We start from the raw sequence: 12665 nt of genomic DNA on the forward strand, positions 1-12665 counted from the left end.
AGACCAGTTTTTCCGCAAAAGTAAAGTCGGCACACTGCGATCCATCCTTACCGGAACCAGGATCCACCATGCCACTCGCCCTGCTTGCGCTGACCATCAGCGCGTTTGCCATCGGCACGACCGAGTTCGTGATCGTCGGGCTGATCCCGACGATCGGCGCCGATCTCGGCGTCAGCCTGCCGTCGGCCGGCCTGCTCGTCAGCCTCTATGCCCTGAGCGTCGCCATCGGCGCGCCGCTGCTCACCGCGCTCACCGGCCGCGTGCCGCGCAAGACGCTGCTCGCCGGGCTGATGGCCCTCTTCACCGTCGGCAACCTCGTCGCCTGGCAGGCACCGGGCTACGAATCGCTGATCGTCGCGCGCGTCCTCACCGGCCTCGCGCACGGCGTGTTCTTCTCGGTCGGCTCGATCATCGCGACGACGCTCGTGCCGAAGGACAAGGCCGCGAGCGCGATCGCGACGATGTTCAGCGGGATGACCGTCGCGTTCGTCGCCGGCATTCCGCTCGGCACCTTCATCGGCCAGCACTTCGGCTGGCGCGCGACGTTCCTGATCGTCGCGCTGTTCGGCCTCGTCGCGTTCCTCGGCGCAGTCGCCTTCGTGCCGCGCGGGCTGCCGCGGACGCCGCCGGCGCCGCTCGCCCGCCAGCTGCGCGTGCTGGCCCAGCCGCGCCTGCTGCTCGTCTTCGCGATGACGGCCGTCGGCTACGGCGGCTCGCTGATCGCGTTCACGTACATGGCGCCGCTGCTCGAACAGATCGCCGGCTTCACGCCGTCGCAGGTCAGCCTCGTGCTCGTCGGCTACGGCGTGTCGGTCGCGTTCGGCAACGTGTGGGGCGGCAAGCTCGCGGATGCCGTCGGCCCCGTGAAGGCGCTCAAGCGGATCTTCCTGCTGCTCGCGATCGTGCTGCTCGCGCTGACCTTCACGATCCACGTGAAATGGCTCGCGGTGCTGACGATGCTCGCCTGGGGGGCGGTCGCGTTCGGCAACGTGCCGGGGCTGCAGGTGTACGTCGTCAAGCAGGCGCGCCACTTCGCGCCGGACGCCGCCGACGTCGCCTCGGGCTTCAACATCGCCGCGTTCAACCTCGGCGTGGCCGGCGGCTCGTCGCTCGGCGGCCTGATCGTCGCGAACGTCGGCCTCGGCCACACGCCGTGGATCGCCGCGGTCGTCACGCTCGGCGCATTCGCGCTCACCGCGCTGAGCGGCCGCCTCGACCGTCGCCACGGGCTGCCGGAACGCACGGCGGAACCCGTCGAACTCGCCCACTGAACGTCACTTTTTTGCAGGAGTCCACCCGCATGAACGCATCGACCCGACGTCCGCCGTTCGCCGGCAAGACTTTCGAAGTCCGTTACGACGGCCTCACCGCGCTCAACGCGTACGACGAGGACGGCCTCCACATGCGCTACGAGATCACCGAAGGCCCGTACGCGGGCGCGAAGGGGGAAGTCGAATACGCGTGGCAGCCCGTCGCCGGCGAGACCTATGCGATCGCGTGGCAGGAAGCCGACCGCGCGACGGTCGTGCACATCGACGATTTCGCCGCCGGCACGTCGCGCGCGTTCTTCACCGCGCCGTCGCTCGATTTCCACCGCCTCGCAGGCAGCTTGCGCGCGGTCTGAACGGAGCCCGACCATGTCCACCTCACTCGAGAAACTCGCCGACGGCGGCTTCAGCGTCGGCATCGAACTGCCGCTCGACAACGACTGGTCGCCGGCCGGCGACGCGAAGCGCCAGCACCAGGGCCGCCGCCCCGGCGTGCCCGACCTGGAGATCCACGCGGAGCTCGCGCAACTGGCCGACACGCTCGGCTTCCGCGCGCTCTGGGTACGCGACGTGCCGGTATACGACCCGTCGTTCGGCGACGCCGCGCAGGTGTTCGAAACGTTCTCGTATCTCGGCTACCTCGCCGGCATCACGAACGACATCCTGCTCGGCACGGCAGCCGTCGTGCTGCCGCTGCGCGAGCCGCTGCTGACGCTGAAATCGGCCGCGACGATCCAGGAACTGAGCGGTGGCCGCCTGATGCTCGGCGTCGCGAGCGGCGACCGGCCGGTCGAATATCCGCTGTTCGGCCGCGATTTCGCGTCGCGCGGCGCGAATTTCCGCGACCAGATCGCGCTGCTGCGCGACGGCGCGCGCGGCCACCTGCCGCCCGGCCTCGACGTGCTGCCGGTCGCCCGTTCGCCGGTGCCGCTGCTCGTCGCGGGCCTTGCGCAGCAGACGCCCGCGTGGATCGGCGAGCACATGGACGGCTGCCTCGCGTATCCGGGCACGCCGGCCGACCACGCGCAGCGCGCCGCGAACTGGCGCGCGGTGGCCGGCGACAAGCCGTACGTGAGCTTCATCCATCTCGACCTCGCGGACGATCCGCACGAGCCGCTGCAGCGGCACCGCTTCGGCGCCCGCGCGGGCCGCATCGCGCTGACGGAAGAACTGGCGGCGATGCGCGACGCGGGCGTGCGGCACATCGGCCTGCATTTCCGCCGCAACCGCCGCCCGCTCGACGAGACGATGGCCGAGATCGCATCGGACGTGCTGCCCGTCTTTCATCCGGCGACGAACGTGCAGACGCGCGCCGCATAAGGCCGGCAACGGCCTGCGGCGGGCCCGCCGCAGGACTTATATTTGATTTTAAGTCAAATATCATTGACTTCTATAGGCGTTTATTTCATCAGTCCAAGACGCCAGAATGACGCCTGACCCGTAATCGTTTCACCCTCCCTGGAGCACGTGATGAGCAAGATTCCCGCATTCGGCCTCGGTACCTTCCGCCTGCAAGGCCAGGTTGTCATCGACTCGGTCCGCAACGGCCTCGAAGTCGGCTACCGCGCGATCGACACCGCGCAGATCTACGGCAACGAAGCCGAAGTCGGCGAAGCGATCGCCGCCTCGGGCGTGCGCCGCGAAGACCTGTTCCTGACCACGAAGATCTGGGTCGACAACTACGCGCCGGAAAAGCTGGGCGCAAGCCTGGAAGACAGCCTGCGCAAGCTGCGCACCGACCATGTCGACCTGACGCTGATCCACTGGCCGGCCCCGGGCAACGGCGTATCGATCCAGGCATTCATGACCGCACTCGCCGACGCCAAGGCGAAAGGCCTCACGCGCCAGATCGGCATCTCGAACTTCAACATCGAACTGACGAAGGAAGCGATCGCGGCCGTCGGCAAGGAGGCGATCGCCACGAACCAGATCGAACTGAGCCCGTACCTGCAGAACCGCAAGCTCGTCGAGTTCCTGAACGGCGAAGGCATCCACGTGACGTCGTACATGACGCTCGCGTACGGCAAGGTGCTCGGCGACCCGGTGCTCGGCGCGATCGCCCGCCGTCACGACGCGACGCCCGCCCAGGTCGCGCTTGCGTGGGCGCTGCGGCTCGGCTACTCGGTGATTCCGTCGTCGACGAAGCGCGAAAACCTCGCAAGCAACCTGCTCGCGCAGACGCTGCGCCTCACCGACGAAGACATGGCGCAGATCGCCGCGCTCGAGCGCAACGGCCGCGAAGTCGACCCGGCCGGCCTCGCGCCGCAGTGGGACTAAGCGCGCCGCCCCGCCTCATCGACCCGTCCACGGCCAGCCGGCCGCGGCATCCACAGGACACCACCATGACCCAGGACCCGCTTTTTCAACCGCTGCAACTCGGCGCGCTGACGCTGCCGAACCGCATCGTGATGCCGCCGATGACGCGCTCGCGCGCGAGCCAGCCCGGCGACGAAGCCAACGACCTGATGGCCGCGTACTACGCGCAGCGCGCGAGTGCGGGCCTGATCGTCAGCGAAGGCACCTATATCGCGCCGCTCGGCAAAGGCTACGCGTGGACGCCCGGCATTCACACGCCGTCGCAGGTCGCCGGCTGGCGCAAGGTGACCGACGCCGTGCATGCCGCGCACGGCCGCATCTTCGCGCAGCTGTGGCACGTCGGCCGGTTGAGCCATACGAGCCTGCTCGGCGGCGCGCAACCCGTATCGTCGTCGCCGATCCAGGCGAAGGGCGTGAACGTGTTCATCGCCGGTGAAGACGGCAGCACGCCGGGCTTCGTGCAGGCATCCGAGCCGCGCGCGCTGTCGATCGACGAGATCCGCGAGATCGTCGACCAGTACCGCGCCGCCGCGCGCCACGCGATCGAGGCCGGCTTCGACGGCGTCGAGCTGCACGGCGCGAACGGCTACCTCGTGAACCAGTTCATCGATTCGAACGCCAACACGCGCACCGACGCATACGGCGGCTCGCTCGACAACCGGCTGCGCTTCCTGCGCGAAGTCACGCAGGCGCTGATCGACGGCACCGGCGACGCCGCGCGCGTCGGCATCCGCCTCGCGCCGCTGACCACGCTGAACGGTTGCGTCGACGACGATCCGGAAACGACCTATCTCGCGGCCGCGAAGCTGCTCGGCGAACTCGGCGTCGGCTACCTGCACGTCGCGGAAGCCGACTGGGACGACGCGCCGCTGATGCCGGTCGCCTTCAAGCAGCAACTGCGTGCCGCCTACCCGGGCGTGCTGATCTACGCCGGCGCGTACACCGCCGAGCGCGCACGCGAGGCGATCGCCGCCGGCTGGGCCGACCTCATTGCGTTCGGCCGCCCGTTCGTCGCGAACCCCGACCTGCCCGAACGCCTGCGCACCGGCGCCGCGCTCGCGCCGCACGACCGCAACACGCTGTTCGGCGGCGGCGCCCGGGGCCTGACCGACTATCCGACGCTCGCGCAAGCCGCGGCCTGACCGCCGTCCTCCACGCAGGTCGACATCGACCCGGTCGCGATCCGCTGATCGCGCCTGCGCCCCCCGACGATCGCGGCCGCTATCGCCGCGATTGTCATTTCCGAATGGCAGCCTGTGCATTCGGCGTCTAACGTTGACAGGATCCCCTCCGCACGACCGCCACCCGACCTGAAAGGACGCTCCGCCATGCCAAGCCGTTCCCCGACACGCGACATGCTGCTGGCCCTGGCGGCCGGTCTTTCCCTGGCGGCCTTCGCCGCACCGGTGCGGGCCGACGACGCTGCCGGCCTCGCGCCGCCGGCGCCGGCCGCGCCGGTACTGTCGACCACCGCGACCGGTGTGCAGATCTATTCGTGCGAATACGATGCCGACCATCGGCTCGCGTGGGCCTTCCAGCGTCCGGAGGCGACGCTGTTCGACGGCGGCGGCACGCTCGTCGTGCGGCATGGCGCGGGGCCGTCGTGGGAGGCGCTCGACGGCAGCCGCATCACCGGCAAGAAACTCGCGGAAGCGCCGAGCGCGAGCCCCGCCAGCATTCCGCAACTGCTGCTCGCGGCGACGCCGGCCGCCACGGGCACGCTTGCCGGCGTGCGCTTCGTGCAGCGGCTCGACACGGCGGGCGGCACGCCGCCGGCCGCATCGTGCCCGACCGAGCACGCGGTCGGGCGCTTTCCGTACTTCGCGCGATACGTGTTCCTGAAGTGATGCGCGCGGCGGCGCGGGCACCGGGCATCACCCGGTACCTTTCACCCTCGCGACCAGTTAATCAGTTTTCCTATCTTTCAGGCCCGGATGCGTGAAACCGCCGGCATCTTCGTTCCGGCTGCTCAGCCGATCCGCATCGACAACTCGACGTCGCCGCCGAACGGCACCGACAGATAGCCGTTTTCCGGCGCGCGCACGTACGCGAGGTAGTCGGGGCTGTATTCCGCGTTGTCGGCCACGACGAACGCCCCCGTTCTGAGGTGCGGCTCGACCCGCGCCAGGATTTCCGGATACAGCGCCTTCGCGCCGTCGAGCAGCAACAGGTCGACCGCATCCGGCAGATCGACGGCCAGCGTGCGCAGCGCGTCGCCCTCGCGAATCTCGACGAGATCGGCGAGCCCGGCCGCGGCCAGGTTCGCTTGTGCGCGCACGACCTTCGACGGCTCGAACTCGCTTGTGATCAACCGGCCGCCGCCGTTGTCGCGCAATGCGGCCGCGAGATGCAGCGTCGAGATGCCGAACGACGTGCCGAATTCGACGATCGCCCGCGCGCCGCCGCTGCGCGCGAGCATGTACAGCAGCGAGCCCGTCTCGCGCGACACGGCCAGCGGATAGTCCTTCAGGCGCGCATACAGATCGGCGTAGTCCGTCTTGCTGCGCATCAGCCGCGCTTGCTCGTCGCGCGACACGCCGGCGAAGCCGGGGCTCGTCGCGGGCGACGACGCCTCGGCTTCGTCGAACAGGCGCGCGAGCAGCGACGCCAGCGGGTCGTGAATCAGGGTGGTCATGCGGTTCTCCAGTGTCAGGTTGAGTGCGTCAGTGCGCCCGACTAGAATATGACTAACTATTCATGTTTTACTATTCGCATTGGCCAACCGCCCATGACCGACCGCCGCAACGCCCCGATCGCCACGCGCAGGCTGCCTCGGCAGGCGCGCTCGACCCGTCTCGTCGAAGACGTTCTCCAGGCCGCTATTCAGGTTTTGGCCGCCGAAGGCGCGCAGCGCTTCACGATGGCGCGCGTCGCCGAGCGCGCCGGCGTGAGCGTCGGCTCGCTGTACCAGTACTTCCCGAACAAGGCGTCCGTGCTGTTCCGGCTGCAGCACGACGAATGGCGGCAGACGTCCGACATGCTGTGCCGGATACTGCAGGACACGCGAAAAACGCCGCCCGAGCGGCTGCGCACGGCCGTCCATGCGTTCATCCGCTCGGAATGCGACGAGGCGGGCATGCGCATCGCACTCGACGACGCCGCGCCGCTCTATCGCGACGCCCCCGAGGCGCAGGCAGTGCGGACGGAGGGCCACCGGGTCTTCAACGCGTTCATGCGCGAAGCGCTGCCCGGCGTGCCCGACGCCACGCATGCGCTCGCCTGCGAACTGGTCATGACGACGCTCACGTCGGGCGGCAAGACCTTCTCCGAAACCGCGCGCACGCCGGCGGAAATCGATGCCTATTCGGCCGCGATGGCCGACATGTTCTGCGCGTACCTCGCGCATCTCGCGCGCGCCTGACACGACGAGCGCCGAAAGGCGTGCGCGCAAGCCGCGCGCGGCACCGGTATCATCCGGCTGCCGCTGCCGCTGCCGCTGGCGCATGGCCGCAGGTCGCGCCGCCCGCCGCCGTTCGCTTGCGCGTGCGCAGCCCCGATGAAAGATACTCGTAATATTCGATACCTCACCCGCTTCCGCCGGGCCCGTCGACCCCGCATTCAAATAGTCGCCTTAACGGATTCGAACTAGGCGTATACACGTGTGTCGCCGCATCGAAGCCCCGTTGCACGCCGATATAAGCGCTGCGACATGCGCTGCATGCTCTTCCCCCGATGGGACGTGATGGGCCGCTCGCCTAACCTTCGCTACGGCAAAGCACACGTGACGGGATCGCCCTCACCACGCGTCGTCCGGCGCGACACCCTCGCGATCGTTTCGATTCGCGCGTAACGACACGCATCACGCGTCATTCGTCCCCACGACGTTGCCGAACAATCCCAACTAGATACGAGACACCCTGACGACGGTTCGCGACGAGCCGTTTCAGCATGCTGATAAAGGAGCAAGCTCATGAGTGATACCCCGGTGCAGCCGACGGTCGACGTCGGCGCGGCAAAAACGGACTTTGGCACCCCGGGAGTCATCGACCGGTACTTCGGCATTTCGTCGCGCGGCAGCACGCAGCGCCGCGAGATCATTGCCGGCGTCACCACCTTCCTCGCGATGGTCTATTCCGTGTTCGTCGTGCCCGGCATGTTCGGCAAGGCCGGCTTCGACACGAGCGCCGTGTTCGTCGCGGTCTGCCTCACCACCGCGTTCGGCTCGCTGCTGATGGGCCTGTGGGCGAAACTGCCGATCGCGATCGGCTGCGCGATCTCGCTGACCGCGTTCACCGCGTTCGGCCTCGTGCTCGGCAAGGGCCTGCATCCGACGGTCGCGCTCGGCGCGGTGTTCCTGATGGGCCTCGTGTTCACCGGCATCTCGGTCACCGGCGTGCGTTCGTGGATCCTGCGCAACCTGCCCGCGGGCGTCGCGCACGGCACGGGCATCGGCATCGGCCTGTTCCTGCTGCTGATCGCGTCGAACGACGTCGGCCTCGTGATCAAGAACCCGGGCGCCGGCCTGCCGGTCTCGCTCGGCCAGATCACCGCACTTCCGGTCATCATGTCGATCGTCGGCCTCGCCGCGATCTTCGGCCTCGAGAAGCGCCGCGTGCCGGGCGGCATCCTGCTCGTCGTGATCGCGATCTCGATCTTCGGCCTGATCTTCGATCCGGCCGTGAAGTACCACGGCATCTTCGCGCTGCCGTCGCTGAGCGCACCGGGGCACGAATCGCTGATCGGCGCGATGGACATCAAGGGCGCGCTGTCGATGGCCGTGCTGCCGAGCGTGCTGGCACTCGTGATGACCGCCGTGTTCGACGCGACCGGCACGATCCGCGCGGTCGCCGGGCAGGCCGGCCAGCTCGACGAGAACGGCCGCATCATCAACGGCGGCCGCGCGCTGACGGCCGACTCGATCAGCTCGATCTTCTCCGGTTTCCTCGGCGGCGCGCCGGCGGCGGCCTACATCGAGTCGAGCGTCGGCGTGGCCGCCGGCGCGAAGACGGGCCTGGCAGCCGCCGTGGTCGGCCTGCTGTTCCTCGTCGTGATGTTCTTTTCGCCGCTCGCGGGCCTGGTGCCGTCGTACGCCACCGCACCCGCGCTGATGTACGTCGGCCTGCTGATGCTCGGCAGCGTGAGCAAGCTGCACATGGACGACATGGTCGATGCGATGTCGGGCCTCGTGTGCGCGGTGTTCATCGTGCTGACCGCGAACATCGTGACAGGCATCATGCTCGGCTTCTCGACGCTCGTGATCGGCCGCATCGCGAGCGGCGAATTCCGCAAGCTCAACGTCGGCACCGTGCTCATCGCGGCCGTGCTCGTCGCCTTCTATCTCGGCGGCTGGGCCATCTGACCGCGACACATGCGCGACGTCGCCTGCAGAAGGGCGGCGCGCATCGGGACGACGACGTCTCCTCCACCATCATCGTTGATGGTCTCCAGGCCTGGGAACGCGAGTTTCCAGGCTTTTTTTGCCGGTGCGCGCGACGCGGCGAAGCGCCGCATCGCCGCCGCGCTGCCGCCGCACTGCGAATCCGCCGCCGGTGCTACGATCGCGTTTTGTGTTCCGGAGCAGACATGAACGCGCTCGGCATCGTCTCCGAATCGGACAGCAGGACCTCGGCGCGCAAGCCGCCGTTCATCCCGTCGTTCGGCTTTTACGAAATACACGAATCGAAGCCGATCGATGCCGATCCGGCGCGCATCATCAATGCGGTCTCCGCGATCGACATGCGCACGGATCCGGTCGTCGATACGCTGCTCAGCCTCCGCGAATTCCCGGCCGCGCTTGCCGCCTCGCTGTGCCGCGGCACCACGCGACGCGAACGCGAACGCTTCGGCCTCCATGCATTCACGCCGCTGCATCGTGACGACACGTCGCTGTCGCTCGGCCTCGTCGGCCGCTTCTGGCGTCCCGCGCCCGACGTGCGCGCCATCGCCGATGCCGCCGCCTTCGTCCGGCACGACGACCCGCGCGATGCGAAGCTGGTGCTCCGGTTCGAGGTCGTCGGGCTCGCCTCGGGCGCGCACATGCTGCGCACGGAAACGTTCATCCACTGCCCGAGCGAGCGCACGCGCTGGCTGCTCACGCCGTACTGGCTCGCGATCCGGCTGGGGAGCGGCTGGATCCGGCGCCGCACGCTCGCGGCGGTGGAGACGGCGCTGGCCTGAGCCGGCCGGTCAGAACGGCTTGATCACGACCAGCCCGACGACGATCGCAGCCGCGGCCACGACCGCGCCCGCCGCCTGCCCGAGCCACGCCGCCGGCGCGACGGCGAGATCGTCGCGCGCCATGCGCCGCAGCGTGCCGGCCAGCATGCCGTGCAGCGCCGACAGCGCGACGACGACGGCAAGCTTCGCCGACAGCCACGCCGCGCCGAACCAGTGACCGCTCAGCGCGATCGCGATCCCCGTGACCCAGACGATCGCGAGGGCCGGCGCCGTCACCGTGCGATCCCAGCGCCGCACCGCGCGATGCACGGCGAGGTTCGCGATCCGGACACCGACGGACAACATCAGCAGCCCGCCGACGAACGTGACGACAGCCGCCACATGCACGGCCTTCAGCACCAGGTAGATCATCGCGCGTGCCGCCGGCGCGCGATCCATCCCGCACTCGCCAGCCCCGCGAACGGCACGACGGCCGACAGCACGAGCCGCGCGACCTCGCGCCCGCTCCACAGCCCGCTCGAGGCGGTGCCGGCGAGCGCCCACACGTACATCGCGAACGCGATGCCATGCACCGGCCCCATGATCGATACCGCGGCCGGATAACCGGCCAGATGCTTGAGCGGCACGGCGACGCACACCAGCACGACGAGCGTGGCCGCCTCCAGCAACGACAGGTACTGCAGGTTCCGCAACGCGTTGCGATCGTCTTGTGTCATCGGCCGGCTCCATCCAGGTTGATCCGCCGCGATTGTCGCGTGTGGTACGGGTTCCGGCCATTGGCTAGAATGACATCTTTCAACGGATTCCGGCCACGGCCGCGAACGCCATGCACACGGTCGCCGTTCTCGCCTTGCCCGATGTCGTCCCGTTCGACCTGGGCATCGCGTGCGACACGTTCGCGCGCGTGCGGTTGCCCGACGGCGCGCCCGCCTACCGCGTGCGCGTGTGCAGCGAGCAGCCGCGCGTCGCCGGCGACCTGTTCGAGCTGCGCCCGCCGTTTCGTCTCGACGCGCTGGCCGACGCCGATACGATCATGGTCCCCGGCACGTCCGTGCCGCTCGCGCCGACGCCGCGCCGCGTGCTCGCCGCACTCCGCGAAGCGGCCGCGCGCGGCAGCCGGATCGCGTCGATCTGCAGCGGCGCGTTCGTGCTCGCGGAAGCCGGGCTGCTCGACGGCCTGCGCGCGACGACGCACTGGCTCGCGGCCGCCGAACTCGCACGCCGCCATCCGCACGTCGACGTCGATCCGAACGTGCTGTTCGTCGACAACGGACAGATCCTGACGTCGGCCGGCGCGGCGGCCGGCCTCGACCTGTGCCTGCACATGATCCAGGCCGACTACGGCGCGGCGGTGGCCGTCGACGCCGCACGCAGTGCGGTGGCGCCGCGCGTGCGCGAAGGCGGGCAGGCGCAGTTCATCGCGCCGGAATGGCCTGCCGGCGGCGACGGGCTGCAAGACCTGATGGACTGGCTGCAGGCGAACCTGCGCAAGCCGCTCACGCTCGATGCGATGGCCCGCAAGGCGTCGACGAGCGTACGCACGCTGACGCGGCGCTTCCAGGCGCAGACGGGCACGTCGCCGCGCCAATGGCTGCAGACCGCTCGCGTCCGGCACGCGCAGCAGTTGCTGGAGTTGACGGAGCTGTCGATCGAACATGTCGCGACGGAAGCCGGGTTCGGTTCGGTCACCGCGTTTCGCGAACGGTTCGCGCGCATCGTCGGCACGTCGCCGCAACGCTATCGCCAGACGTTCCGCGCACGCGCCGGCGCATGACGTTCCCCAGGACCGCCATCCGAAGCATGAAACCGTCGCCCCCTTTCGCGCCAACCGGACCCGACCGATGACCCGCATCCGCAACCCGCTGAACATCGCGCAGCTCCAGGCGTTCGTCTCCGCCGCGCACCTCAAGAGCCTGCGCGCCGCCGCGCGCGAACTCGGCGTCACGCAGCCCGCGATCACGCACACGATCCGCGAACTCGAAACGGCGCTCAATGCGGAGTTGCTCGCGCGCAGCGTGCGCGGCGTCGAGCTGACCGCATGCGGCCACGCGCTGCTGCCGCGCGCCGAGCAGCTGCTCGGCGACATCCGCCGCACGGTCGAGGCCGTCGAGCAGGTGAAAGGCGAGATGTCGGGGCGCGTCGCGGTCGGCACGATGCCGTCGATCGCGCTGACCGCGCTGCCGCACGCGGTGACGGCGTTCCGCCGGTCGATGCCGAACGTGAGCCTCCATCTGGAGGAAGTGACGGTGCCCGACGCGCTCGCGCAGCTGCGCAACGGCACGCTCGACATCGCTGCGATGCACCATGTGCCCGCGCTCGACCGCGATTTCACGCAATCGCCGCTGCTGTCGACCGAATTCACGATCGTGATGCGCGACGGCCACCCGCTCGCGCATGCGCGCCGTTTAGAGGAACTGCTCGATGCCGAGTGGATCGTCACCGTCGGCGCCGAGCAGTTTCCGCACAGCGTGATGGTCGGGATGTTCGAGAAGCACGGGCTGCCGCTGCCGAAACGCCTGCTGCGCTCGCCGATGTCGTTCGCGGTGACGCTCGGGCTCGTCGCGCGCTCCGACGTGATCGGCTGCTTCACGCGCCCGCTGGCCGCGATGGTCGCGCCGCTCGGCATCCGCACGGCCGAACTCGACGAAAGCATGCCGCGCTTCGACCTGTCGATCATCGCGCGGCGCGACCTGCTGCCCACGCCCGCCGTGTCGCAATTCGTCACGTGCCTGCGGCGCGCGGTCAACGAAACGCTCGGCTGAATCGTTCCTGTGTCTGAAACGGCGGCGCCCGCAACGCGCCGCCGCCGGGCCCGGTATCGGGGCTTGTCCTAGGCGCCCTGCCGGTATTTTGTCTTGATAATCTTGCGCACGTCGCGCACCCGCATCGGGTGGGCGAAACGGACTGTCCGACGCGAAGCCGCGGCGGACCGAAGGCTTACGGCGCGGCACAACCGCGCACCCA

Annotated in this window: 14 protein-coding genes; 11 read left to right on the plus strand and 3 right to left on the minus strand. The window is 69.2% G+C overall.

Annotation, left to right across the window (positions count from 1 at the left end; all coding sequences use genetic code 11):
* Positions 1–68 precede the first annotated feature (68 nt).
* The 6 genes from AC0KUR_RS11845 (at position 69) to AC0KUR_RS11870 (ending at position 5431) form a co-directional block, all read left to right on the plus strand.
* Entirely contained in the window at positions 69–1271 is a 1203-nt protein-coding gene (locus AC0KUR_RS11845; protein WP_059559000.1) for an MFS transporter, read from the plus strand.
* 29 nt (positions 1272–1300) lie between these two features.
* Positions 1301–1624 (plus strand): MoaF-related domain-containing protein, encoded by a 324-nt coding sequence (locus tag AC0KUR_RS11850; RefSeq protein WP_034187756.1) that lies wholly within the window; start codon positions 1301–1303, stop codon positions 1622–1624.
* Positions 1625–1637: 13 nt separating this feature from the next.
* On the plus strand, positions 1638–2588 hold the full coding sequence (locus AC0KUR_RS11855) for an LLM class oxidoreductase (RefSeq protein ID WP_034187755.1): 951 nt from the start codon (positions 1638–1640) through the stop codon (positions 2586–2588).
* Positions 2589–2738: 150 nt separating this feature from the next.
* Positions 2739–3545 (plus strand): 2,5-didehydrogluconate reductase DkgB, encoded by an 807-nt coding sequence (dkgB, locus tag AC0KUR_RS11860; protein ID WP_059559003.1) that lies wholly within the window; start codon positions 2739–2741, stop codon positions 3543–3545.
* Positions 3546–3610: 65 nt separating this feature from the next.
* Complete coding sequence (locus AC0KUR_RS11865) at positions 3611–4726, plus strand: alkene reductase (RefSeq protein WP_034187753.1); 1116 nt, start codon at positions 3611–3613, stop codon at positions 4724–4726.
* Positions 4727–4912: 186 nt separating this feature from the next.
* On the plus strand, positions 4913–5431 hold the full coding sequence (locus tag AC0KUR_RS11870; protein WP_059559008.1) for a DUF3455 domain-containing protein: 519 nt from the start codon (positions 4913–4915) through the stop codon (positions 5429–5431).
* A 122-nt stretch (positions 5432–5553) separates the two neighbouring features.
* Here the strand turns inward: AC0KUR_RS11870 and AC0KUR_RS11875 are convergent, their stop codons facing one another.
* A complete protein-coding gene (locus AC0KUR_RS11875; protein WP_069707123.1) occupies positions 5554–6219 on the minus strand; it encodes an O-methyltransferase in 666 nt (221 codons plus the stop codon).
* A 48-nt stretch (positions 6220–6267) separates the two neighbouring features.
* On the opposite strand from AC0KUR_RS11875, the gene AC0KUR_RS11880 reads away from it, so the two are divergent.
* From AC0KUR_RS11880 to AC0KUR_RS11890, 3 genes are all read left to right on the plus strand, one after another.
* Positions 6268–6945 (plus strand): TetR/AcrR family transcriptional regulator, encoded by a 678-nt coding sequence (locus tag AC0KUR_RS11880; protein WP_175029024.1) that lies wholly within the window; start codon positions 6268–6270, stop codon positions 6943–6945.
* A gap of 549 nt (positions 6946–7494) precedes the next feature.
* Positions 7495–8883 carry an NCS2 family permease gene (locus tag AC0KUR_RS11885; protein ID WP_473375931.1) on the plus strand — a complete coding sequence of 463 codons (1389 nt, stop codon included), beginning with the start codon at positions 7495–7497 and terminating at the stop codon, positions 8881–8883.
* A gap of 224 nt (positions 8884–9107) precedes the next feature.
* Positions 9108–9701 (plus strand): hypothetical protein, encoded by a 594-nt coding sequence (locus tag AC0KUR_RS11890; RefSeq protein WP_069707121.1) that lies wholly within the window; start codon positions 9108–9110, stop codon positions 9699–9701.
* Between the two features lie 9 nt (positions 9702–9710).
* Here AC0KUR_RS11890 and AC0KUR_RS11895 read toward each other — a convergent pair whose 3' ends face one another.
* Entirely contained in the window at positions 9711–10112 is a 402-nt protein-coding gene (locus tag AC0KUR_RS11895) for a CopD family protein (protein WP_034187860.1), read from the minus strand.
* Positions 10109–10417, minus strand: a complete 309-nt coding sequence (locus AC0KUR_RS11900; RefSeq protein WP_049032938.1) for a DUF3817 domain-containing protein — start codon at positions 10415–10417, stop codon at positions 10109–10111. The genes AC0KUR_RS11895 and AC0KUR_RS11900 overlap by 4 nt, the downstream gene beginning before the upstream one ends.
* Positions 10418–10527: 110 nt before the next feature.
* Between AC0KUR_RS11900 and AC0KUR_RS11905 the strand changes: the two genes are divergently transcribed.
* Both AC0KUR_RS11905 and AC0KUR_RS11910 read left to right on the plus strand, forming a co-directional pair.
* Positions 10528–11475, plus strand: a complete 948-nt coding sequence (locus AC0KUR_RS11905; protein WP_226254054.1) for a GlxA family transcriptional regulator — start codon at positions 10528–10530, stop codon at positions 11473–11475.
* A gap of 67 nt (positions 11476–11542) precedes the next feature.
* Positions 11543–12463 (plus strand): LysR substrate-binding domain-containing protein, encoded by a 921-nt coding sequence (locus tag AC0KUR_RS11910; protein ID WP_034187745.1) that lies wholly within the window; start codon positions 11543–11545, stop codon positions 12461–12463.
* The last annotated feature ends 202 nt before the right edge of the window (positions 12464–12665 follow it).

Source organism: Burkholderia sp. YHN3-13, assembly GCF_055810675.1.